This is a genomic window from Kitasatospora albolonga, assembly GCF_039535905.1.
Lineage (GTDB): Bacteria > Actinomycetota > Actinomycetes > Streptomycetales > Streptomycetaceae > Kitasatospora > Kitasatospora albolonga.
Genome location: NZ_BAAAYB010000030.1, coordinates 1 through 24,282, shown reverse-complemented (window position 1 = coordinate 24,282; position 24,282 = coordinate 1). Strand labels below are relative to the sequence as shown.

Annotated in this window: 12 protein-coding genes, 1 other RNA gene and 7 pseudogenes; 16 read left to right on the top strand and 4 right to left on the bottom strand. The window is 72.7% G+C overall.

What is annotated here, in order from left to right; all coding sequences use genetic code 11:
• Positions 1–2 precede the first annotated feature (2 nt).
• Entirely contained in the window at positions 3–1,220 is a 1,218-nt protein-coding gene (locus tag ABD946_RS07605) for a PucR family transcriptional regulator (RefSeq protein ID WP_345281329.1), read from the bottom strand.
• A 300-nt stretch (positions 1,221–1,520) separates the two neighbouring features.
• On the opposite strand from ABD946_RS07605, the pseudogene ABD946_RS07600 reads away from it, so the two are divergent.
• From ABD946_RS07600 to ABD946_RS07575, 6 genes and pseudogenes are all read left to right on the top strand, one after another.
• A pseudogene (locus ABD946_RS07600) lies at positions 1,521–1,886 on the top strand (SsgA family sporulation/cell division regulator); the annotation flags it as partial.
• A 111-nt stretch (positions 1,887–1,997) separates the two neighbouring features.
• On the top strand, positions 1,998–2,651 hold the full coding sequence (locus ABD946_RS07595; protein WP_345281340.1) for an HAD family hydrolase: 654 nt from the start codon (positions 1,998–2,000) through the stop codon (positions 2,649–2,651).
• A 281-nt stretch (positions 2,652–2,932) separates the two neighbouring features.
• On the top strand, positions 2,933–7,873 hold the full coding sequence (locus ABD946_RS07590; protein ID WP_345281328.1) for an NAD-glutamate dehydrogenase: 4,941 nt from the start codon (positions 2,933–2,935) through the stop codon (positions 7,871–7,873).
• A 102-nt stretch (positions 7,874–7,975) separates the two neighbouring features.
• Positions 7,976–8,590 (top strand): RNA polymerase sigma factor, encoded by a 615-nt coding sequence (locus ABD946_RS07585; protein WP_345281327.1) that lies wholly within the window; start codon positions 7,976–7,978, stop codon positions 8,588–8,590.
• A gap of 252 nt (positions 8,591–8,842) precedes the next feature.
• The gene (locus ABD946_RS07580; RefSeq protein WP_345281326.1) at positions 8,843–9,157 is read left to right on the top strand and encodes a hypothetical protein; all 315 of its coding nucleotides are present in this window, start codon (positions 8,843–8,845) and stop codon (positions 9,155–9,157) included.
• Positions 9,154–9,387: a hypothetical protein gene (locus tag ABD946_RS07575; protein ID WP_345281325.1), complete on the top strand. Its 234-nt coding sequence runs from the start codon at positions 9,154–9,156 to the stop codon at positions 9,385–9,387. The genes ABD946_RS07580 and ABD946_RS07575 overlap by 4 nt, the downstream gene beginning before the upstream one ends.
• A gap of 7 nt (positions 9,388–9,394) precedes the next feature.
• Here ABD946_RS07575 and ABD946_RS07570 read toward each other — a convergent pair whose 3' ends face one another.
• Positions 9,395–10,219, bottom strand: a complete 825-nt coding sequence (locus ABD946_RS07570) for a hypothetical protein (protein ID WP_345281324.1) — start codon at positions 10,217–10,219, stop codon at positions 9,395–9,397.
• 618 nt (positions 10,220–10,837) lie between these two features.
• Positions 10,838–11,812 (bottom strand): FHA domain-containing protein, encoded by a 975-nt coding sequence (locus ABD946_RS07565; RefSeq protein WP_345281323.1) that lies wholly within the window; start codon positions 11,810–11,812, stop codon positions 10,838–10,840.
• Between the two features lie 833 nt (positions 11,813–12,645).
• Here ABD946_RS07565 and ABD946_RS07560 point away from each other — a divergent pair.
• The 3 genes and pseudogenes from ABD946_RS07560 (at position 12,646) to prfB (ending at position 16,940) form a co-directional block, all read left to right on the top strand.
• Complete coding sequence (locus ABD946_RS07560) at positions 12,646–12,792, top strand: hypothetical protein (protein ID WP_345281322.1); 147 nt, start codon at positions 12,646–12,648, stop codon at positions 12,790–12,792.
• A gap of 1,740 nt (positions 12,793–14,532) precedes the next feature.
• Positions 14,533–15,777 (top strand): serine/threonine-protein kinase, encoded by a 1,245-nt coding sequence (locus tag ABD946_RS07555; RefSeq protein WP_345281321.1) that lies wholly within the window; start codon positions 14,533–14,535, stop codon positions 15,775–15,777.
• A gap of 47 nt (positions 15,778–15,824) precedes the next feature.
• A pseudogene (prfB, locus tag ABD946_RS07550) lies at positions 15,825–16,940 on the top strand (peptide chain release factor 2).
• Positions 16,941–17,082: 142 nt separating this feature from the next.
• Here prfB and ABD946_RS07545 read toward each other — a convergent pair.
• Positions 17,083–17,235 carry a hypothetical protein gene (locus ABD946_RS07545; RefSeq protein WP_425558540.1) on the bottom strand — a complete coding sequence of 51 codons (153 nt, stop codon included), beginning with the start codon at positions 17,233–17,235 and terminating at the stop codon, positions 17,083–17,085.
• 342 nt (positions 17,236–17,577) lie between these two features.
• Between ABD946_RS07545 and ftsE the strand changes: the two are divergent.
• The 7 genes and pseudogenes from ftsE (at position 17,578) to ABD946_RS07505 (ending at position 23,555) form a co-directional block, all read left to right on the top strand.
• Positions 17,578–18,269, top strand: a pseudogene (gene ftsE, locus ABD946_RS07540) (cell division ATP-binding protein FtsE).
• Positions 18,270–18,326: 57 nt separating this feature from the next.
• Positions 18,327–19,238, top strand: a pseudogene (gene ftsX / locus ABD946_RS07535) (permease-like cell division protein FtsX).
• A 103-nt stretch (positions 19,239–19,341) separates the two neighbouring features.
• Positions 19,342–20,396, top strand: a pseudogene (locus ABD946_RS42465) (S41 family peptidase).
• Between the two features lie 35 nt (positions 20,397–20,431).
• A pseudogene (smpB, locus tag ABD946_RS07520) lies at positions 20,432–20,901 on the top strand (SsrA-binding protein SmpB); the annotation flags it as partial.
• 103 nt (positions 20,902–21,004) lie between these two features.
• Positions 21,005–21,378: a transfer-messenger RNA gene (gene ssrA, locus ABD946_RS07515) on the top strand.
• 188 nt (positions 21,379–21,566) lie between these two features.
• Positions 21,567–22,948: pseudogene (locus ABD946_RS07510) on the top strand (nitrate/nitrite transporter).
• 208 nt (positions 22,949–23,156) lie between these two features.
• Positions 23,157–23,555 carry a uroporphyrinogen-III synthase gene (locus ABD946_RS07505; RefSeq protein WP_345281317.1) on the top strand — a complete coding sequence of 133 codons (399 nt, stop codon included), beginning with the start codon at positions 23,157–23,159 and terminating at the stop codon, positions 23,553–23,555.
• Positions 23,556–24,282 lie beyond the last annotated feature (727 nt).

The window sequence follows — 24,282 nt, the reverse complement described above, 5'->3', positions numbered from 1 at the left end:
GCTCAGTGCAGCGGGTCGCGGACCACCTCGGGCAGGCGGAGGACGGCTTGCAGGGCGATGTAGAGCTCGGCCGAGTCCAGCGGGCGCTCGAAGGAGCGTCCGCTGAGCTGCTCGATCCGGCGCAGGCGGTAGCGGATGGTGTTGGGGTGGCAGAACAGCAGTTTGCCCGCCTTGTCGGCCGAGCCGTCCACCGCGAAGTAGGTGGACATGGTGGTGAGCAGCTGCTCGCGCTGGCTCTCCGGGAGGTCCATCAGCGGGCCGAGCACCTGGTGGCCGATCCGGGAGGCGGTGGAGGGGGAGCTGACCACCAGCATCGGCAGCGGGGAGGCGTCGAAGACCGAGACGGTCTCGGAGCGGGGGGCCGCGCTGGCCAGCGCGACCTGGGCCAGGTGGAGGGCCTGCGGGGTCTGGTCGAGTCTGGAGTAGCAGGGGCTGACCCCGGCCCGACGGACCGTCTGGAGCCGTAGCGTCTCGACCAGTTGCTCCATCGCCGCGCCGTCCTGCATGGAGACGATGCCGATGTGGGCGTCGGGGGTGAGGCGCCAGGCGGAGCCCATCTGGTGGCTGCGCAGGGCGGGTTCGATGTCCGGCAGGGCCTGCCGGGCCAGGCCGGGGGCGTGCGCGACCACCACGGCGAAGGTGCCGTCGTAGGGCAGGGTGAGCATGTCGGCGGCCTCCAGGACCCGCCCGGGGTTGCCCATGCCGCCGCGCAGCACCACGTCCACCAGGGCCGAACGCTCCTGGTCCCACTGGATCTTGAGGGCGGCGGTGCGCTCGTTGAAGGCGTCCACCATGGCGCCCACCACCTCGTCGTTGTACCGCCAGACCTCGCTGGCCATCGCGACCAGGTCGGCGCTGCTGGCCGCGCCGGTGCGCTCGGCCTCGGCGACCATCCGCTCCCACAGGCAGCGGAAGCCCAGCCGGTAGGCGGTCTGCACCATGGCCAGCGGCACGCCCTGCTCGGCCCGGCGGCGCCCGGTGACCCGGGGGGCCTCCAGGGTGATCTCCTCGCCGGTGAGGCCGCGCAGGGAGTAGGCCAGGTTGTCCCGGACCGCCTCGTGCAGCTGGCCGGACGGCAGCGGGCCGGCGTCCTGGTAGACCTTCAGCTCCTCGCGGATCCGGCGGACCGTCTCCTCGGTCAGCTCCGGCAGGCCGTCGAGCAGGATCCGGGCCAGCCGCTTGGTCGATTCCCCCAGCACCGTGGTCGGTTGAGCGTCCATAGCGGTCAGGGTAGGAAGCGGCGGCCCGGCCGCTCCGGGGCCGTTCGTGCCCGGCCGGGCGCGGCCGCACGGTGGGGTGGCGGGACGGGTGGGCGGACGGGCGGGCGTTCGGGGGGTGAGGCGGTGTCGCGGAGTTGACGCGGTGTCATCCGGAAGGCTGTCCGGCGCTTTTGTCGCCACCGACAGAACCGGCCGGGCCACCGCTGTTTGCCCCTACAGGGTTGCGGATCCGCGGGTACCGACCCGTTCCCGGCGTCGTTCTCAGTGCGCCGGACCGGGACGAGCGGAGGAGAGCGCGAGATGGAGAGCCGCGAGATGGAGAGCACCGTGCTGGAGCGCGACCTGACCATGGACCTGTTGGTGTCGCCCCAGGACAGCATCCCGGTCCGGGCCCGGCTGGGCTACCGGGCCGACGACCCGTACGCCGTGCACGTCACCTTCCACGTCCACTCGGCCTCCCCGGTCAGCTGGTACTTCGCCCGGGAGCTGCTGGCCGAGGGCGTCTACCGGGCCACGGGCAGCGGGGACGTGCGGATCTGGCCGAGCACCGTCGGCGGCCGCGGCCTGCTCACCGTGATGCTCCGCTCGCTGGAGGGCGACGTGCTGCTCCAGGCCGACGCCTCCACCGTGGCGGAGTGGGTCCGCCGCACCGAGGAGCTGGTGCCGCCCGGCACCGAGCTCGTGCACCACCAGGTCGACCGGGTGCTGCGCGAGCTGCTGGCGGACGGCTCGACCCCCCGGGGCCTGAGCGCCGGCGGCGGCGGGTACCGTTCCTGGGTGAGCACGCACATCGTCTGGGACTGGAACGGCACCCTGCTGCACGACATGGCGGCCGTGGTGGCCTCCAGCAACGCGGCCTTCGCCACGCTCGGCATGGCGCCGATCACGCTGGAGCAGTACCGGGAGCTGTACACCTTCCCGATCCCGAAGTTCTACGAGCTGCTGCTCGGCCGCGAGCCCAGCCGGGACGAGTGGACGGTGCTGGACGCCGCCTTCCAGGACCGCTACCAGGAGCTCAGCGACGCCTGCGGGCTGACCGAGGGCGCGGCCGGGCTGCTGGCCGGCTGGCGGGCGGCCGGGCGCAGCCAGTCGCTGCTGTCGATGCACGAGCACCACCGGCTGGTGCCGCAGGTGCGGGCCCGCGGGATCGAGGAGCACTTCGTCCGGGTGGACGGCCGGGTCGGCGAGTCGTACGGGACGGGCAAGCGCGACTACCTGAAGCGGCACCTGGAGCGGCTCGGCCAGGACCCGGCGCGCACCGTGGTGATCGGGGACGCGGCGGACGACGCGGCGGCCGCCCACTGGATGGGCGCGCGTGCGGTGCTGTACACCGGGGGTTCGCACACCCGGGAGAAGCTGGCGGGGCTCGGGGCCCCGGTGGTGGACTCGCTGGCGGAGGCGGTCGAACTGGTCCTGGCCGACGAGGTCTGACGGCGCGTCATGTGACCGGCCGGTTTGGACAACGTGTCCAGGACGGTGTGATCTTCGTCCGGCTTTCTGCCTCCATGTCCCCTGACACCCTGCTGGGCTTTGGTTAGGGTGAGTGACGTCGTCGGGTGCCGAATCCGTCACCATTACCCGGACGAAGGTCGCTTCATGCGTGCCATGGGCCACTTTCCTCCGGTGCTGGTGGAGGATTGCGGGTAGACCCGGCGGTGTACCCGGACCCATCACCGAGTCACGCAACGGCGCGCGACAGGAGCCATACAGCCATGCAGACCAAGCTGGACGCAGCCAAGGCCGAGCTGCTCACCAAGGCAGCGGCAGCCGCTGAGAACAGCCAGGTGGGGGGAGCGGCACCCGGGGAGGGCCTGAGCAACGGTGCTCTTGCCTCGTACCTGCGGTACTACTACCTCCACACCGCCCCCGAGGACCTCGTCGACCGCGACCCGGTGGACGTCTACGGCGCGGCGGCCTCGCACTACCGCCTCGGCCTGAAGCGCCCGCAGGGCACCGCCGAGGTCCGGGTGTACACCCCCACGGTGGAGGAGAACGGCTGGTCCTGCGGCCACACCGTGGTCGAGGTCGTCACCGACGACATGCCCTTCCTGGTCGACTCGGTCACCAACGAGCTGACCCGCCAGGACCGCGGCATCCACGTGGTGATCCACCCCCAGCTGGTGGTGCGCCGTGACCTGACCGGCAAGCTGCTGGAGATCCTCGACCTGGACGCCTGCTCGCGCAGCCAGGCGGCCGGCACCGAGTGGCCCGCCGACGCCACGGTCGAGTCCTGGATGCACATCGAGATCGACCGCGAGACCGACCGCGAGGACCTGCACGCGATCGAGGCCAACCTGCGCCGGGTGCTCGGCGACGTCCGCGAGGTCGTCGAGGACTGGGGCAAGATGCGCGACTCCGCGCTGCGCCTGGCCGACGAGCTGGCCGAGGAGCCCCCGGCCCACCTGGCCGAGCAGGAGGTCGGCGAGGCCTGGGAGCTGATGCGCTGGCTGGCCGACGACCACTTCACCTTCCTCGGCTACCGCGAGTACGACCTGGCCGAGCACGAGGGCGAGGAGGTGCTGCGGGCCGTCCCCGGCACCGGCCTCGGCATCCTGCGCTCCGACCCGCTCAGCCACGACACCGACCACCACCCGGTCTCCGAGGCCTTCGGCCGGATGTCCGCCCCGGTCCGGGCCAAGGCGCACGAGAAGAAGCTGCTGGTCCTCACCAAGGCCAACAGCAAGTCCACCGTGCACCGCCCGGCCTACCTGGACTACGTCGGCGTGAAGCGCTTCGACGCCCAGGGCAACGTGATCGGCGAGCGCCGCTTCCTCGGCCTGTTCTCCTCGGCCGCGTACACCGAGTCGGTCACCCGGATCCCGGTGGTCCGCCGCAAGGTGCAGGAGGTGCTGGCCGGCTCCGGCTTCGCCAACGAGAGCCACGACGGCCGCGACCTGCTCCAGATCCTGGAGACCTTCCCCCGGGACGAGATCTTCCAGACCCCGGCCGAGCAGCTGCTCTCCATCGCCACCAGCGTGCTCTACCTGCAGGAGCGCCGCCGGCTGCGGCTGTTCCTCCGTCAGGACGAGTACGGGCGCTACTTCTCCGCGCTGATCTACCTGCCGCGCGACCGCTACACCACGCGGATCCGGCTGCGCCTGATGGACCTGCTGCTGCAGGAGCTGAACGGCGAGAACATCGAGTACACCGTCTGGTCCACCGAGTCGGTGCTGACCCGACTGCACTTCGTCGTCCGGGTCGCCAAGGGCAGCGAGCTGCCCTCGCTGACCGACGCCGAGGTGGAGCGGATCGAGGCCAAGCTGGCCGAGGCCGCGCGCTTCTGGATGGACGGCTTCCACGACCAGCTGCACGTCGAGCTGGGCGAGGAGCGCGCCGCCGAACTCGGCCGCCGCTACGCCAACGCCTTCCCCGACGGCTACCGCGCCGACTTCCCGCCGCGCACCGCCGTGGCCGACCTCAAGCAGATCGAGGCGCTGAGCGGCGAGGGCGACTTCCGGCTCAACCTCTACCAGCCGGTCGGCGCGGGCGACGACGAGCGCCGCTTCAAGATCTACCGGGTCGGCGGCCCGATCTCGCTGACCGAGGTCCTGCCGGTGCTCCAGCGCCTGGGCGTCGAGGTGCTCGACGAGCGCCCGTACGCGCTCACCCGCGAGGACGGCTCCAAGGCCTGGGTCTACGACTTCGGCCTGCGCCTGCGCGAGGCCTCCGCCCTCACCGACGAGGCGCGCGAGCGCTTCCAGGACGCCTTCTCGGCGACCTGGACCGGCAAGGCGGAGAACGACGGCTTCAACGAGCTGGTCCTCACCGCCGGTCTGACCTGGCGTCAGGCCGTGGTGCTGCGCGCCTACGCCAAGTACCTCCGCCAGGCCGGGAGCACCTTCTCCCAGGACTACATGGAGGACGCGCTCCGCAACAACATCCACACCACCCGGTTGCTGGTGAACCTCTTCGAGGCCCGGCTCAGCCCCGGCCACCAGCAGGGTGCGTCCGAGCTGACCGAGGGCATCCTGGAGGAGCTCTCGGGCGCCCTGGACGAGGTCGTCTCGCTGGACGAGGACCGCATCCTGCGCTCCTTCCTGCACCTCATCAAGGCCACCCTGCGGACCAACTTCTTCCAGCACGCCTCGGACGGCGAGCGGCACTCCTACGTGTCGATGAAGTTCGACCCCAAGGCCATCCCGGACCTGCCGGCCCCGCGCCCGGCCTTCGAGATCTGGGTCTACTCGCCCCGGGTCGAGGGCGTGCACCTGCGCTTCGGCAAGGTCGCCCGCGGCGGTCTGCGCTGGTCCGACCGGCGCGAGGACTTCCGCACCGAGATCCTCGGCCTGGTCAAGGCCCAGATGGTCAAGAACACCGTCATCGTCCCGGTCGGCGCCAAGGGCGGCTTCGTCGCCAAGCAGCTGCCGGACCCGTCGGTGGACCGCGACGCCTGGCTGGCCGAGGGCATCGCCTCGTACAAGACCTTCATCTCGGCGCTGCTGGACATCACCGACAACCTGGTGGCCGGCGAGGTCGTGCACCCGTCCGAGGTGGTCCGCCACGACGAGGACGACACCTACCTGGTGGTCGCCGCCGACAAGGGCACCGCGACCTTCTCGGACATCGCCAACGGCGTGGCCGAGAGCTACGGCTTCTGGCTGGGCGACGCCTTCGCCTCCGGCGGCTCCGCCGGGTACGACCACAAGGGCATGGGCATCACGGCGCGCGGCGCCTGGGAGTCCGTCAAGCGCAACTTCCGCGAGCTGGGCCACGACACCCAGACCGAGGACTTCACCGTGGTCGGCATCGGCGACATGTCCGGTGACGTGTTCGGCAACGGCATGCTGCTCAGCGAGCACATCCGGCTGGTGGCCGCCTTCGACCACCGCCACATCTTCCTGGACCCGAACCCGGACGCGACGGTCTCCTTCGCCGAGCGGCGCCGGCTCTTCGACGTCCCGCGCAGCTCCTGGGACGACTACGACAAGAGCCTGATCTCGGCCGGCGGCGGCGTCTTCCCGCGCTCCGCCAAGTCGATCCAGCTCTCCGCCCAGGTGCGCGAGCGGCTCGGCATCGAGGAGTCCAAGCTCACCCCGGCCGAGCTGATGAAGGCGATCCTGCAGTCCCCGGTGGACCTGTTCTGGAACGGCGGCATCGGCACCTACATCAAGTCCTCCGCCGAGACCAACGCCGAGGTGGGCGACAAGTCCAACGACGCGATCCGGGTCAACGGCGGCCAGGTCCGGGCCCGGGTGGTCGGCGAGGGCGGCAACCTCGGCTGCACCCAGCTCGGCCGCATCGAGTACGCCTCGACCGGCGGCCCCGAGGGCACCGGCGGCTGGATCAACACCGACGCCATCGACAACTCGGCCGGCGTGGACACCTCGGACCACGAGGTCAACATCAAGATCCTGCTCAACCAGGTCGTCGCCGACGGCGACATGACGGTCAAGCAGCGCAACAAGCTGCTCGCCGAGATGACCGACGAGGTCGGCCACCTGGTGCTGCGCAACAACTACGCGCAGAACGTGGTGCTGGCCAACGCCGTCGCCCAGGCCCTCTCGATGGTCGACGTGCACGCCCGCATGATCAACCGCCTGGAGGGCAACGGCCAGCTGGACCGGGCCATCGAGTTCCTGCCGACGGACCGTCAGATCAAGGAGCGGGCGGCCGGCGGGCGCGGGCTCTCCCAGCCCGAGCTCTCGGTGCTGCTCGCCTACACCAAGATCACCCTGGCCGACGAGCTGCTCGCCACCGAGCTCCCCGACGACCCGTACTTCCGCACCGCGCTGCACGAGTACTTCCCGAGCGCGCTGCGGGCCCGGTTCGCCGAGGCGATCGACCAGCACCCGCTGCGCCGCGAGATCATCACCACCCTGATCGTCAACGACACGATCAACCGCGGCGGCTGCACCTTCGCCTTCCGGCTCCGCGAGGAGACCGGCGCCACCATGGAGGAGATCGCCCGCACCCACGCGGCGGCGCGCGCGGTCTTCGGCCTGGAGCGGATCTGGTCGGACGTCGAGGGCCTCGACAACGCCGTCCCGGCGCGGGTGCAGACCAAGATGCGCCTGCACACCCGCCGGCTGGTCGAGCGGGCCACCCGCTGGATGCTCAACAACCGGCGCCAGCCGCTGGACATCCAGGGCACCATCGAGTTCTTCCAGTCCCGGGTCGACCAGGTCTGGGACAGCCTGCCCAAGCCGCTGCGCGGCGAGGACCTCACCTGGTTCGAGGGCGTCCACCGGGAGCTGGCCGAGGCCGGCGTGCCGGAGGAGCTGGCGCTGCGGATCGCGGGTCTGTCCTCCGCCTTCCCGACCCTGGACATCGTCGGCGTCGCGGACCGCAGCGGCAGCGAGGTGACCGACGTCGCCGAGCTCTACTACGACCTGGCCGACCGCCTGCAGATCACCCACCTGCTGGACCGGATCATCGAGCTGCCGCGCGACGACCGCTGGTCCTCGATGGCCCGCGCCGCGATCCGCGAGGACCTGTTCGCCGCGCACTCCGCGCTCACCGCGGACATCCTGTCCTGCGGCACCGAGGGCTCCACGCCCGAGGAGCGGTACGCGGCCTGGGCCGAGCTCAACTCGACCCTGCTGAGCCGGGCCAAGACCACCCTCGACGACATAAGGGGTTCGGACAACTACGAGCTGTCCAGCCTCTCGGTCGCCATGCGGGTGATCCGCACCCTGCTCCGCACGGGCGTCTGACGGTCCGACAGTTCACCGCGAGGGCGGTACCGGCTTCCCTGCCGGTACCGCCCTCGCGGCATCCTGGTCGGAACCCGGGGGCGCGAGCGGACAGGTAGGGGCGTGGAACTGTCACTACGGGCCCGGCTGCGCGCCGGGGACCAGAGCGCCTTCGGGCAGCTCTTCGACGAACACGCACAGGGGGTGTACGGGTATGCCGTACGGACGCTGGGGGACTGGGCCGCCGCCGAGGACGCCGTCTCGCTGACCTTCCTGGAGGCCTGGCGGCTGCGCGGGAAGCTGGAGGAGGACGGCGGGTCGGTGCGGCCCTGGCTGTTCGGCATCGCCACCAACGTGCTGCGCAACACCACCCGGGCCGGCCGCCGCCACCGGGCCGCGCTGGCCCGGCTGCCGGACCGGGAGGTGGTGCCCGACTTCGCCGACGAGCTGGTCGGCCGGATGGACGACGGCGCCCGGCTGGCCGCCGCCAAGCGCGCGCTGGAGCGGCTGCGCCGCCGCGAGCGCGAGGTCTTCCAGCTCTGCGTGCTGGCCGGGCTGGACTACGCCTCGGCCGCCGAGGCGCTCGGCGTGCCGGTCGGCACCGTCCGCTCCCGGCTCTCCCGGGCCCGGGCCCGGCTGCGCGACCTGGCGGCGGAGGAACTGACGGAACCTCACCGCGGCCGCGGACAGGTAGGGAGTGACCGCGTCGAAGCGGTCCGGTCAGAGGGGAAGAACTGATGAACCACGAGCACGAGCCGGTGCTCCCCGCCGACCGCCACCAGCTGTTGAGGGGACACCTGATGAGCGAGATCAGCCGGAAGCCCAGGAGCACCACCCGCCGTTACGGATGGGCCGCAGTGCCTGTGCTGGCGGGCGCGCTGGCGCTGACCGTGGTGCTGAACACCGGGGGCGCCGCCCCGACCGCCTCGGCGGCCTCGGTGGTGCTGGACCGGGCGGCCCGCGGCGGCGGCGGCCAAGCCGCGGCAGGAGGTGAAGGACAGTCAGTACGTCTACGTGCAGCGGCAGGACCCGGAGGTGAAGGCCGAGCTCTGGCTGCCGGTGGACGGCAAGCGGCCCGCCCTGCTGGACGACAGTCGGTACGGGCGGCGGGAGCTGACCCCGCTGGACGAGCCGGCCAGCGTCAACAACCCGAACTACCGCTACGTGGCCACCCTGCCGACCGACCCGGCGGCGCTGCTCGCGCTGATCAAGGCTCAGACCGAGGGCAGGGCCAGAGCCCCGAGCACGCCGCCTTCAAGGCGATCAACCGGCTGGTCGCCGAGCAGATCGCGACACCGGAGGTGAGCGCGGCGCTGTTCCGGGCGGCCGGGCTGATCCCCGGGGCGGTGGTGCACGAGGACGTCACGGACGGGCTCGGCCGGCACGGTGTCGGGGTGGCGCTGCCGGACGGCAAGGCCACCGTGGAGTGGGTCTTCGACCGCGACAGCTACGAGTACCTCGGCGCCCGCTGGGGCCAGGGCGCGGACGCGGTGGTCCGCCGGGCGGTCGTCGACAAGGCCGGCGACCGCCCCTGAGACACCGTCAGGACCCGGCCCCGAGGGTGGCGGCCCGCTGGAGGGCGCTGGCCAGCAGGGCGAGGTCGGTCGGGCCGTTGCCCAGCTCGCGGACCGGGCGGCGGGTCGGCGGGGCGCCGAGCTGGGCCGGGTCGACGGCGACCACGGTGGGGCGCAGGGTGGCGGTGCGGGGGATGCGGCCGCTGACCTTGGCGGCCTGGAAGGCCGTCACCCCGCCGTCCGGGCGGCGCAGGTAGCCGCGGCCCGGGGTGCCCTCGGGGAGGGCGGCGGCGTCGGTGAGGTGGATCAGCAGGTCGGAGTCGACCGGGTCGGCGGTGCGCAGGGCGATCCGCAGCTGGGCGTTCTCGTCCAGCGCGGTGCCCACCGCCAGCTCGGGCGCCCCGGTGGCGGCCACCAGGTGGACGCCGAGCAGGCCCGCCGCGCTCGGCCACGGCGGACAGCGCCCGGCTGAGCGGGCGGCGGCCGGGGAGGTGGGGGAGAGCAGCGCGTCCAGGTCGTCCACCACCACGACCAGCCGGGCCGGGGCGGTGAGCACGTCGGCCGGCTTGCGCTGCTGGCCGACCCGGGGGGCCGTCGTCGGGGCGGTGCCGCCGCCGGCCGTCACCAGGGCCGGGGCGGGCTGCACGGCGGCCCGGCGTTGTGCAGGCGGTGAACGAGAGGCCGTCGAACAGCGCCTCGCGGTGGGCGAGTTCGTCCAGCAGGGTCTCGGCGGCGAGCAGGCGCGGCGCGGGTCGGCCCCGGCGTCCACGTGCTCGGTGACCTGCGGCAGGTCGGTGCAGCCGGCCAGCCCGGCGGGAGCCTCGGGAGTGCCGCCGCCGCGGCCGTCGACCACCGTGATCCGCAGCCGCGCCCGGGCTGCTCGGAGACGGCGAGGGAGGCGACAGGTGCGCAGCAGCTCGGTCTTGCCGGTGCCGCGGGCGCCGCCGATCAGCAGGTGCGGGCCGTTGGGCTCGTCCGGGTCGGCGAGGTCGACCAGCAGGGTCTCGTCCCGGCCGGTGCCGAGCAGGGCGGTGGCGGTGCCGGGGCCCGCCGGGCAGCGCGGCCCAGCGGGCGGCCAGCTTGGAGGGGGTGACGGTGTCGGGCTGGAGCAGGTCCAGCAGCCGCAGCTGCTCGGGCAGCGGGCCGCGGGAGACCGGGGAGGCCTCGCGCAGCGGGGCCAGCACCCGGGCCAGCGCTCGGCCCAGGCGGGGGAGACGGCGTCCGGGCCAGGTCGCGGACCAGTTCGCGGCCGCCGCCGCCCAGCGGGCGGTCCAGGGTGAGCTGGGTGGCGACCTCGCCGTGACCACGGCGGTGGCGCCGAGACCGGCGGGCAGCGCCTGCGGGGTCTCGGCCAGGCAGACCGGGAAACGCCGAGGGCCGGGCCCTGCTCCAGCAGACGGCGAGCGCCTCGCGGGCGGGCGCGGTGGTGGGGCGCGCGTCGAGCAGCAGCACGGTGGTGCCGGACGGTCCGTCAGCCGGCGCCGGCCCGCCCGCGCAGGCCGGCCTCCGCGCGCAGGCCCGCACCGGCGGCCAGCTCGGTGAGCCGGGCCTCGGTCTGCTCGGGGCGAACCCGACCAGCAGGCGGCAGTCCTGACCGTGCGTCGGCTCCAGCGTGCGGCAGCCAGAAGGCCCAGGACCAGTCGGCGGAGTGGGCCTCGTCGGCCGCGGCCACCACCAGGCTGAGCGAGCTCGGCGGGTGCAGCACGGCGAGCTGGGCGAGCACCGCGCGGGCCAGGCCGGCCAGCCGGGGGCGCGGCCCGGCGAGCCCAGGCTGCCGGCGGTCTGCAGGTCCACGGTGACGGGGACGGCGGGCAGGCACGGTGCCGGGGCGGTCCGGGGCCGCCCGGGAGGTCGGCGGTGCCGAGCCGGAGGGTGAGCGCGGTCCGGGTGGTGGGGCCGCCGCTCCCAGAGCCGGGCCGGCGCCGAGCGCGGTGAGCAGCAGGGCGGCCGGTCGGGCCAGCGCTCGCGCTGGCGGCGGCCTGGCGGCTGCGGACGGCGCGTGCCTGCTGGGCGGCGCTGGGCCCGGCGGCTCGGCCGGGCGTCGGCGGGAGAACAGCGAGCGGCGGCCGCCGACCGGGGGCTCGGTGGCGGGCGGTTCGGGCGCGGCGGCGGCCCGGGACGGACGGTGGCCGACGGCGTGGCGGCCAGCTGGAGCCGCCGAGGCCGTCGGGCGTGGTGCGGTTGCGTCCCTGGTCTCGGGGCGGGTGACCAGCAGGGTGGACTCGCCGATCCGGACCAGGCCGTCCTCGGCCAGCTCGCCGCTCGTCGGCAGGAAGCGGCCGTCCAGCACGGTGCCGTGGTGGAGGCCAGGGTCCCGGACGGTCACGGCTGCCGTCGGGGGAAGAGTGGAGCGAAGAGGTGCAGCGGAGACGTCCGGGTCGTCCAGCGGGACGTCGGCGGCGCTGGAGCGGCCGATGGTGACCCGGTCCCCGTGCAGGCGGTGCACGCCGCCCGCGTCGGGCGCCGACCGGTGACGCGCAGCTCGGCCGGGCCCCCAGGGCGTCGTCCTGGTCGGCGTCCGGGTCGGGCTCGTGAGCGAGGCACGCGCCGTCGAGCAGCGGGGGGTGCGAGCGGAGGTCTGCTCGCGATCCGACGATTCCCGGCGTACAGGTGCCACATGGGTCGCGGAGCGGGGCGCAGCAACGCCCACCGCACCGGCGAGCGCCCCCGCGACCGCCGCCGAGCGCCGTACCGACCGGGCCGTGACCAGGACGTCACGGTGGCCGTTCGGCGGCTGCCGCAGTCGTGCGCGCTCGGAGGACAGTGAGCCGCGATCTGCATCGCCCCCGCACTCCCATTCCAGTGATGCCGTTGGGCCACAAGATTGGTGCCTGTCATCCTCCCTGCCACTACGGGGGACACGGCGCGCCCGGCACCAGAATCGGACGATCTTGCGAGTCGCCATGGTGGAGCCGACGCCCGTCAGGTCAACCGCGCCGGGAGCGGTCCCGTCGGGGGCGCCTCGGAAAACCGGACGAGCGCCGTTAGAGTTGCCGAAAACCACGGCAGCGCAACCGCAGTAGTACCGAGGAGACAGCGTGCGGCCAGTCGGAGCAAGTACATGCTTGAGGAGGCCCTCGGACGGAGGGGCCACCGGCACCGTCTGGCGTGCCCGGGTGCGCGAGGACGTGGTCGGCCGGGGATGAGCCGGGCAGTGCAGGTGGCGATCAAGATACTGCGCGAGGAGCTGGCCGCCGACCCGGACGTGGTGATGCGCTTCCTGCGCGAGCGCTCCGTCCTGCCTCCGCTGACCACCCCAACATCGTCGGGTCCCGCGACATGGTGGTGGAGGGCGAGCTGCTGGCCCTGGTGATGGACCTGGTAGCAGGCCCCGACATGTTCAATACCTGCGCGGGAACGGTACGTTCCGCCCGATCGCCGGCGCGCCTGCTGATGGCCCAGATCACCGACGCCGCTGGCGGCTAGCCCCAAGCCGACGGGGTGGTGCACCGCGACCTCAAGCCCGCCAAAGTGCTGCTCGCCTCCACCACCGTGGAACGGCGCCGAGCAGATGCCCACCGATGCTCCACCGACTTCGGCATGCCCGGCTCGCCGACTCCCCGGGAATCACCCGCAGCCACGAGTTCGTCCGGCACCCGCCCTACGTCGCCCGAGTCCGCCGACGCCGGCCCGCAGACCTGGCGGGGGACGTCTACGGCGCCCGGCATAATGCTGTTACGAGCTGACCACCGGCCGCGCCCCGTTCCCAGGGCGGACAACCCGGTGGCGATCCTCCCAGGCGCACCTGGCCCAGGAGACCCTGAGCGCAGCGCACCATGCCGAGCCGCTTGGACGGTGATCGAGCGATGCTGCGCAAGGATCCGGCCCCGAGCGGCCCAAGCGGCCGTGGCGATGGCCCAGGCGCTGCGGGTGGTGGCCGCCGGGATCGGCAGTGCACGCCTCGCCGGACCAGGCCGAGGCCGCCTTTCGCGGCGGCGAGCTGCTCCGCCCGGACCCGGGCCCACCCCGGCCACCGGCGCCCCAGACCGAGCCGGCGTGCGGTGCGGCAGTTCGCCGATCCTCCTTCGGCAGACCAGACCTTCGGCGAGGCAGACCCAGGTGCTGCCCTCGGGGCAGACGGACGCGGGCCGCCGCCACCCGGTTGATGAGCCATCAGGGCGCGGGCGCCCGCCGCTCCGGCGCCGCCGACCGCACCGCCGTGATGCCGCGACCCCCGGCGATGCCGCCGGTGCCCCCCGGCGCCCCGGCCCCGCCGCCCGCGGCGCCCGCGGCGAACAGCCGCACCCGATGGCAGACCCAGCCTTCAGCCGGCCGCCCGGGACCGCAAACCAGCAGACCGAGGTCTTCGCCCCCGGCGACTACGGCGCCCAGGACGACTGGCCCGCCCCGCAGGTGGCGCCGCAGCCCCTACCAGTCCCACCGCAGCCGCCCCGGCCCCCGCAGGGCTACCAGCCGCCGCAGCCGTACTCGCCGTACCGCCACGGACCAGCCGCAGCCCCACCAGCGCAGCCCCACCGGCAGCCGGGCCCGCCGCAGGGCGGCCCCCGCCGCAGCCGCCCGGTGGCTACAACCAGCGCCCGCCGGTGGCCCCGCCGCCGTACAGGGACGCAGCAGCCCCAGCCGGGTACGGGTACCCGCAGCAGCAGGCGCAGCCCGGTTACGGCCACCCCCAGCAGCAGCAGCCGCCCGCCCTACCAGCAGGCGCCGCCGCCCGCCCCGGCCACCGGTCCGCCGCCCCGAGCCGGCCCCGCCGCGCCGCCAGGAGCCCCGGGCCCGCAGCAGCGCGAGCCCGAGCCCCCGCGGAGCGGTGAGCGCGGAGCGCGCGCCGGCGCGCAGCCGGAACCGGATGTACATCACGGGCCTGGCTGCCTGAAGGGCTGTGTGATGGTCATCGTGGTGCTGGCCCTGGCCGCCGTGCGCTGTGGAACTTCACGACCTGCCCGTATGTGGGAGAACGTGAAGGGCTGGTTCGCCCGACGCGAGCGACTGGGTCAGCAGCCTGACGAGCAGTTAGCCGCCGGGCCGTCAGACCCGAGGCCGTGATGGCGACTGTCGACATCACGATTTTTCCTGCCCCCTGAGGGCTGTTCCGGGCCGATCGGCGTCCCCGAACGGCCCTCGGGCGCGTAGGTTGGGTGGCTGAAGCACCGACCTACCGAGCGCGCAGAAGGGCAGCGCGCTCCCGCCGCCTACGGAGCAGCAGCATTGGCACGCAAGATCGGCAGCCGGTACACCGTCCAGCAGGTGATCGGCCGGGGGTCCGCCGGGACCGTGTGGCTCGGTGAGGGCCCGGACGGACCGGTGGCAGTCAAGCTGCTGCGCGAGGACCTGGCATCCGATCAGGTGCTGGTCGGCCGCTTCGTCCAGGAGCGCGCCGCGCTGACCAGCCTCGACCACCCCAACGTGGTCGAGGTCCGCGACATGGTGGTGGACGGCGACGACCTCGCCCTGGTGATGGAGCTGGTCCAGGGCACCGACCCTGCGCTCCCGGCTGGAGCGCGAGGGCGCGCTGGCCCCTGCCGTCGCCGTCTCGGTGATCGCCGGACGTGGCCGACGGCCTGGCCGCCGCGCACGCCGCCGGGATCGTCCACCGCGACGTCCAAGCCGGAGAACGTGCTGCTGGACCTGGCCGCCCCGGCCGGCCCCGGCGGCGCCCCGCGCGCCAAGCTCACCGACTTCGGCATCGCCCGCCTGGTGGACGCCCCCCGGCGCACCCGGGCCACCCGGATCATCGGCACCCCCGACTACCTCGCCCCCGAGATCATCGAGGGCCTGGAGCCGCGCGCCGCGGTCGACATCTACGCCCTGGCCACCGTGCTCTACGAGCTGCTCACCGGCTTCACCCCGTTCGGCGGCGGCCACACCGGCGCGGTGCTCCGACGGCACGTCACCGAGCAGGTGCCGGCCGTCCCCGGCCTGCCCGAGGGCCTGTCCCGGATCATCACCGAGTGCCTGGCCAAGGCCCCGGCCTCCCGGCTGCGCGCGGCCGAGCTGGCCACCCGGCTGCGCGAGCAGCTCCCGTACCTGGTCGGCCTGCCCCCGCAGCTGCCCCCCGAGCGCGCCGAGGCCGAAGCCCCCGCTCACCCCGGGCGAGGCGGTCTACACCGAAGTGGACGCCGGCCCGGCACCCACCGCCGCCGGCGCGGCCCGGCCGTCCCGCTGGTCCAGGCCCCGCTGCCGGACTCCACCCGCGACACCCACACCAGCCTGCGCCGCCCCCTCCGACCGCGAACTCGCCTCCTACGCCGCCGAATCGCAGGCCCAGCGCCGCGAGGCCGCTCCGGCCGGACACCGCAAGGGCCGCCGGGCGCTGGTGCGCCGCCGCCGGCTCTACGCGGTGCTGATCGCGGCGGTGCTGCTGCTGCTGGCCGGCGCGGCCGCCGCGTACTCCGCCTTCGCCCGGGAACGGCACACCTCCGGCGCCCGACCGGCGGGAAATCCACTGGGTGACGGATACCCATGCGCAGCCGGGCCCGCCGAACCATTAGTCTGGTGGCGTGGCAGCCGTCGATCCTTCCGAAGAGCTCAAGTCCCTCGAAACGACCATGGGGTCGATCGAGGCCGTCCTCGACCTGGACAAGATCCGGGCCGACATCGCCGTTCTGGAGGAGGAGGCAGCCGCCCCGGCCCTCTGGGACGACGTCGCGAACGCCCAGAAGGTGACCAGCCGGCTCTCCTTCCTCCAGGGCGAGGTCCGCAAGTTCGAGACCCTGCGCGGCCGGGTCGAGGACCTCGGCGTGCTGTTCGAGCTCGCCGAGGCCGGAGGACGACGCGGACACCCGCGCCGAGGCCGAGGCAGAGCTGACGTCGGTGCAGAAGGCGGTCGAGGAGCTCGAGGTCCGCACCCTGCTCTCGGGCGAGTACGGACGCCCGCGAGGCCCTGGTCAACATCCGGGCCGAGGCCGGCGGCGTGGACGCCGCCGACTTCGCCGAGCAGCTGATGCGCATGTACCTGCGCTGGGCCGAGCGGCACGGCTACCCGACCGAGGTCTACGACACCTCGTACGCCGAAGAGGCCGGCATCAAGTCCGCGACCTTCACCGTCAAGGCGCCCTACGCCTACGGCACCCTCTCGGTCGAGCAGGGCACCCACCGCCTGGTCCGCCATCTCGCCCTTCGACAACCAGGGCCGCCGGCAGACCTCCTTCGCCGGCGTCGAGGTGCTCCCGGTCGTCGAGACCTCCGACCACGTCGACATCGACGAGGGCGAGCCTGCGCGTCGACGTCTACCGCGCCTCCGGCCCCGGCGGCCAGGGCGTCAACACCACCGACTCCGCGGTCCGGATCACCCACCTGCCGACCGGCAATCGTGGTCTCCTGCCAGAACGAGCGCTCGCAGATCCAGAACAAGGCCTCGGCGATGAACGTCCTCCAGGCCAAGCTGCTGGAGCGGCGCCGTCAGGAGGAGCGCGCCGCGATGGACGCGCTCAAGGACGGCGGCTCGTCCTGGGGCAACCAGATGCGGTCGTACGTGCTGCACCCGTACCAGATGGTCAAGGACCTGCGGACGGAGTTCGAGGTCGGCAACCCGCAGTCGGTGCTGGACGGCGACATCGACGGGTTTCATCGAGGCCGGCATCCGCTGGCGGAAGCAGCGCGAAGCCGCCGCGTGATCGGAAGGATGCCGGCCTCGATGAAGATCAAGCACAGCATCGAGGCCGGCATCCGCTGGCGGAAGCAGCGCGAGGCCGCCGCGTAAGGACGCACGAAAAGGGCCCCGGGAGTTCCCGGGGCCCTTTCGCGTGCGGGGGTCGGTCAGGCCAGGGCCTGACGGGCGATCAGCGCCACCGCCAGCAGGCCGACGATCAGCGCGAGCAGCGCCGTGGGCGACAGCGCGGCGAACGGGCCCTGCTGGTCCTGCAGCCGGGCCCGGTTGGCGCGGCAGACCGGGCAGCGGCCGTCACTCACGCTGGCCGTTGCAGTTGGCGCACACCAGATGGTCGCAAGTCATGCGATCTCCTCCTTGCTGGTTACTGCAACGCGCCGGACGGGCCTCCGGTTCCTCGGACGGCCCTGGACGGGCGCTCTCAGCTACCACTGTGCCAGGTTCCGCCCGTTCCGGCCCGTCCTCCCCGTTCGCCGACCGCTCAACCGCATGCCGGGCTGTGACATGGGTCGCACTTATCCGGGCAGAACGGGATATTTCTCGCCAAATCCCAGGTGAACCCCCGGACAGTGCCTGCGGGCCCGGAGGGGCTTCGCGTAGGGTCCGAGTCCTGACCCACCTAGGATGGCCCCCGTGATGCAGCCGTGATCAGATTCGACAACGTCTCCAAGACCTATCCCAAGCAGAACCGTCCGGCCCTGGACAACGTCTCGCTGGAGATCGAGAAGGGCGAGTTCGTCTTCCTGGTCGGTTCGTCCGGCTCCGGCAAGTCGACCTTCCTGAGGCTCTGCCTGCGCGAGGAGCGCCCGAGCACCGGCGCGGTCCACGTGCTGGGCAAGGACCTCGGCAAGCTGTCCAACTGGAAGGTGCCGCACATGCGGCGTCAGCTGGGCACCGTCTTCCAGGACTTCCGCCTGCTGCCGAACAAGACCGTCGCGCAGAACGTCGCGTTCGCGCTGGAGGTCATCGGCAAGCCGAAGAGCGCCATCAACAAAGGTGGTGCCCGAGGTGCTCGACCTGGTCGGCCTCGGCGGCAAGGAGGACCGGATGCCCGGTGAGCTCTCCGGTGGTGAGCAGCAGCGCGTGGCGATCGCCCGGGCCTTCGTGAACCGGCCGATGCTGCTGATCGCGGACGAGCCCACCGGAAACCTCGACCCGCAGAACTCGGTCGGCATCATGAAGCTGCTCGACCGGATCAACCGCACCGGTACCACGGTCCTGATGGCCACGCACGACCAGGCCATCGTCGACCAGATGCGCAAGCGGGTGATCGAGCTCGACAAGGGGCTGCTGGGTCCGCGACCAGGCCCGCGGCGTCTACGGCTACCAGAACTGAGCCACCCGACGCCCCGTCCGCCTGCCCGTTCCACCTGCCTGCCCCTGGAGTAACGCCATGCGCGCCCAGTTCGTCCTGTCGGAGATCGGCGTCGGTCTCCGCCGCAACCTGACCATGACCATCGCGGTCGTGGTCAGCGTCGCGCTATCGCTCGCCCTCGCCGGCGCCTCGCTGCTCGTCCGCGACCAGGTCAACTCCATGAAGGGGTACTGGTAACGACAAGGTCGAGGTGAGCATCTACTTCTGCACCAAGTCGGACGCCAAGACCTCCGCCCAGTGCTCGGCGGGTGCCGCCACCGACCAGCAGATCGCCGAGGTCAAGGGCCAGCTGGACAAGATGACCCAGCTGGTGCAGAGCTCCACCTTCGAGAGCTCGCAGGACGCGTACAAGCGCTGGAAGGAGACCAACCCGGACAACCCGCTGCTCGCCGCGGTGGGTGCGGAGGCGATGCCGCAGTCCTGGCGGGTCAAGCTGAACGACCCGACCAAGTACGACGTGGTGCAGAGCGCCTTCGCCGGGAAGCCGGGCGTCAAGTCGGTCGAGGACCAGCGGAAGATCCTGGAGAACCTGTTCGGCCTGCTGAACGGTCTGCAGACCGCCGCGTTCGTGATCATGGTGCTGATGCTCTTCGTCGCCCTGCTGCTGATCGTGAACACCGTCCGGGTGTCCGCGTTCAGCCGACGGCGCGAGACCGGGATCATGCGCCTGGTCGGTGCCTCGAACTTCTACGTGCAGATGCCGTTCATCGCGGAGGCGGCCTTCGCCGCGCTGCTCGGTGCGGTGCTGGCCTCCGGCTGCTGCTCGGCGGGCACTTCTTCGTGCAGGAGTTCCTGGCCCAGCGGGTGCAGTTCATCCACTTCATCGGGCTCTCCTCGGTGCTCACCGTCATCCCGCTGCTGGTCGTGGTCGGCATGGGGATGGCCGGCATCGCGGCGTTCATCACCCTCCGGAAGTACCTGAAGGTCTGACGCCCCCTCAGGCAGTGCGCCTAGACTCCCCTTGCCATGCCGGTGACTCTGCGTGCGGGAGTGCGCCAGGGAGCTGTGCTCTCCCTGGCGTTCGGCGCCGTGGCTGTTCACCGGGGCGGTCACCGGGGCCTGGAGCGGGGCTCCGGCCGACGGGCGCCCGCCCACCTCCTCCTCCGATGCCCTGGCCGGGCGTGACCTGGCCGGGGCGTCGCTGTCCCGGCAGCAGGCCGAGCGGCTGGTCGCCGAGGGGGGCGACCCGTGGGCCGCGTACTACACGCCCGAGGAGTACACCGACCTGACCAAGGGGCGCTACCGCGGCGTCGGGCTCTCGGTGCGGCGGGCGGCGGACGGGGCCACCACGGTGGACCGGGTGCACCCCGACGGGCCCGCCCGGCAGGCCGGGATCGCGGCCGGGGACGTGCTGCTCGGCATCGACGGCACCCCGGCCGACCGGCTCCCGGTCACCGAGGTGGTGGCCGGGCTGCGCGGCGAGGTCGGCCACGGCGGTGGAGCTGACGGTCCGCCGACCGGGCGGGCCGGCCCGTGAGCTGACGCTGCGCCGGGCCGAGCTGGCCGCCCGGGACGTGACGGTGGAGCAGCTGCGGCCCGGGGTGGTGAAGGTCGCGGTGCGCGGCTTCACGGCCGGTGTGGCCGCCGAGGTGGCGCAGGCCGTCCGGGGCGCCCGGGGTGTCCTGCTGGACCTGCGGGGCAACTCCGGCGGGCTGGTGGACCAGGCCGTGGGGGACCGCCTCGCTCTTCCTGGACGGCGGCCCGGTGGCCTCGTACCAGGAGCGCGGCGAGCGGCGCGAGCTGACCGCAGCGCGCGGCGGAGACACCACCGTGCCCCTGGTGGTGCTGGTGGACGGCGGCACCATGAGCGCCGCCGAACTGCTCGCCGGGGCGCTCCAGGACCGCAGCCGCGCCGTCCTGGTCGGCTCCCGCACCTTCGGCAAGGGCACCGTCCAGCAGCCCAGCCGCCTCGCCGACGGCGCCGTCCTGGAACTCACCGTCGGCCGCTACGCCACCCCGGCCGGCCGCTCGCCGGACGGCACCGGCCTCACCCCGGACGTCCCCCAGCCGCCGGGCGGCGACCCGGAGGCGGTGACCCGGCTCGCCGACACCGTGCTCTCCGGGCTGGGCCGCGGCCAAATGGGCTGACCACCGGCGGGCGAGGTGCGAGAATGGCCGGTGCTATGGCTAAGGAAACGGGAAAGAAGCTGATCGCGCAGAACAAGAAGGCGCGACACGAGTACACCATCCTCGACACGTACGAATGCGGCATGGTGCTGACCGGCACGGAGGTGAAGTCGCTCCGCGAGGGGCGGGCCCAACCTGGTGGACGGTTACGCCTACGTGCAGGGCCACGAAGCGTGGGTCGACAACGTGTTTCATCCCGAGTACACCCAGGGGACCTGGACGAACCACGCCGTCGCGGCGCAAGCGCAAGCTGCTGCTGCACAAGCTCGAGATCCGCAAGATCGAGTCGAAGGTCAAGGAGACCGGCCACACCCTGGTGCCGCTCTCCCTGTACTTCAAGGACGGCCGGGTGAAGCTGGAGCTGGCGCTCGCGGTCGGCCAAGAAGCTGTACGACAAGCGCAGACCCTGCGCGAGAAGCAGGACCGCCGCGAGTCCGACCGGGCCGTCGCGGCGGCACGGAAGCGCGCAGCGGGGTTAATCGCTTGCCCTGGCCGGTGCCTGCGCGTACTATGGCCCGAGCAACATCACCGGAGGGCCCGCCCGCCGGAGCTGTTTGTCAATTCAACATGGGGATGATCGTTTCGACAGGGGACGTCGAAACAGGAGAAGCGAGCCGAGGAACGCGGCAATGATCTCGTTAACCATCTGTCGCAAAAAAATAATCGCCAACTCTAAGCGCGATTCCCAGCAGTTCGCTCTCGCTGCCTAAGCAAGAGTGAATGGGTGTCAGCCCGGGAGTTCCCGACCCGGATCCTGGCATAATCTAGGGAACTCATCCGCCACCCCGGCCACGGGGGTCGGCGGAAAAATAAAACAGTGGCTGGGCCTGTTGGCGGCTTGTCCGCGTGACTGCCAGGGCCGAGAAACTCACAGCGGACTGCGCTCGGAGAAGTCCTGAATCCACTCCACTGGACCCGGGTTCGATTCCCGGCATCTCCACAGACCCATGTCGCTCGAAGGCCGCACTCCGCGAGGAGGCGGCCTTCTTGCGTTTCGGCGGTCTCACACCGCGCCGGGCGGCCCGGTGAGAGGACCGTACCGGGCGGGTTCACAACCCACAACTCCCCGGAAATCCCGGCCCGTTAGGGTCGTCCAGGTCAGGGCGCCGAACTTGCACAAGGGGAGTTGCGATGAGTGGAGACACGGCGGTGCGACGGGGCTGGATCCAGGAGTGGGATCCGGAGGACCGGGCGTTCTGGGAGCGGACCGGGCGCCGGACGCGCCAACCGCAACCTGGTCTTCTCGGTGCTCTCGGAGCACATCGGCTTCTCGATCTGGAGCCTCTGGTCGGTGATGGTCCTCTTCATGGGGCCCAAGTACGGATCGACCCGGCCGGTAAGTTCTTCCTGGTCGCGATGCCCACCCTGGTCGGCGCCTTCGTCGGATCCCCTACACCGTGGCGGTGGCCCGCTTCGGCGGGCGGAACTGGACGGTGGTCTCGGCGCTGCTCCTGCTGCTGCCCGCACTGGCCGCCGCGTACAGTGATGGAGCCGGGGACCTCCTACACCACCTTCATGGTGGTCGCCGCGCTCACCGGGCTCGGCGGGGGGAACTTCGCCTCCTCGATGACCAACATCAACGCCTTCTTCCCGCAGCACCGCAAGGGCTGGGGCGCTCGGGCTGAACGCCGGCGGCTGCAACATCGGGGTGCCGGTGATCCAGCTGGTCGCGCTCGCAGCGGTGATCACCTGGGCCGGGGCCACCTCAACCCCGGCTGGTGCTCTGGCATCTACCTGCCGCTGATCGTGATCGCGGCCACCTCGCCGCGCTCTTCATGGACAACCTGGCGCGCGATGAAGACGACACCGGCGCGCTGGGCCGAGGGTGCTGAGGGAGCGTCACACCTGGCTGATGTCGGTGCTCTACATCGCGCCTTCGGCTCCTTCATCGGCTTCAGCTTCGCCTTCGCCTGGTGCTGCAGACGCCAGTTCGGCCGCACCCCGCTGGCAGGCCCGCCCAGCTCACCTTCGTCGGCCCGCTGCTGCGGCTCGCTGATCCGCCCGGTCGGCGGCTGGCTGGCCGACCGCTGGGGCGGCGCCCGGATCACCCTGTGGAAACTTCGCCGGGATGGCCGCCGCCACCCTGGTGGTGCTGTACGCCTCCTCGGAGCGCTCGCTGCCGGTCTTCCTGGCCGGGTTCACCACGCTCTTCGTGCTGGCCGGGCTGGGCAACGGCTCCACCTACAAGATGATCCCGGTGAGATCTTCGAGGCCAAGGCGCAGAACCGGATCGCCCGAGCTCGGCGCCACCGCCGAGCAGGCCGCCGCCTGGTCCGCGCGCGGATGTCCGGCGCGGCCGTCGGGGTGATCGGCGCGGTCGGCGCGCTCGGCGGCCTCTTCATCAACCTGGCCTTCCGGCAGTCCTTCCTGGTCGCCGAAGAACCGGGACATCCCCGCCTTCGCCTCCTTCCTGGCGGCGTACGCCGTCTGCGCCGCCTCACTGGGCCGTCTACCTGCGTGCCGCCCACCGGCAGCGCGGTGACCGCCCCGGTGAAGAGCGGGTCGCGGCCTGACCCCGGGGCCGGACCGGCCGTCCATCCTGGACGGCCGGTCCGGGCCCGTGAAACACCCCGGAAATCCGGCCGACCCGCAGCGCGACACCGCCCGGGGGAGATGCCCGTCCACCCAACCCTCCCGGCCCGCCGCAGCCGGGGTGCGCACCACCGAAGGACCCACAGCAGGACGAACTGACGGCCCCTCACGCCGCCGAGCCGTGCCGTCGTGCATCCGCTGGCCGGATTCACCGTCGGCATCACCGCCGCCGCCGCTCCCGAGGAGCTGGCCACGCTGCTCCAACGCCGTGGCGCCCGCCGTGCAGCGGGCCGCCCGCACTGCGGATCGTGCGCTGCCCGACGACACCGAACTCCTCGCCGCCACCCGGGCGCTGGTGCCGGGCCGCCGGACGTCGCGGTGGCCACCACCGGGATCGGCTTCCGGGGGCTGGATCGAGGCGCCGAGGCTGGGGCCTCGGCGCACGAGCTGATCGAACGGCTCGGCAAGGCCTCCGTGCTGGCCCGCGGCCCCAAGCAAGGGCGCCATCCGGCCGCCGGGCTGGCGGGAGAGCTGGTCGGCGAGGTCGGAGTCCTCGGTGGAGGTGCTGGAGAACTGCATGGAGGATGACGGCGTCGAGGGCATGGCGTGATCGCTGTCCAGCTGCACGCGCCCCGCAGCGCGACTTGCGTCGGACTCGCCATCACCGGCGCGGCGGGCGCCGAGTGGTCGAGGTGCCGGTCATAACCGCTGGCTGCCCCAGCCCGCTGACATCTGCCCGCTTGGACCGGCTGCTGGGACGCCTGCTGCACCGCGCGCGCTGGACGCGATCACCTTCACCATCCGCCCCGGCGGTGCTCAGCCTGCTCGACCGGCCGGAGCTGCGGCCTGACCGACCACTGCTGCACGCGCTGCGCCGCGACGTCCTGCCGGTCTGCGTCGGGCCCCGTGACGGCCGCCCCGCTGGAGGAAACTGTGACATCGCCACCGTCTGGCCCGAACGGATGACGGCTTGGCGCGATGGTGCAGCTGCTCACCGCCCGGCTCTCCCGAGCGCGGGGCGGCGCTCTCGGTGGCCCGGGCACCAGCTGGAGCTGCGCGGCCAGCCGCCCTGGTGGACTGCGAGCTAGCGGCGTCCCGTCCCGCACGCGCCGGGATGGCCCTGCTGCGCGCCCTGGCCCGCCGCCCCGGCTGGTGGTGGCCCGCGCCGCGAGCTGCTCCGCGCCCTGCCCGGCAGCGGCAACGACGAGCACGCCGTGGAGACCGCGATGGCCCGCCTGCGCGCGCCGCTCGGCAGCGCCGAACCTGGTCGCCACCGTGGTCAAGCGCGGCTACCCGGCCTGGCGGTCGACCCGAC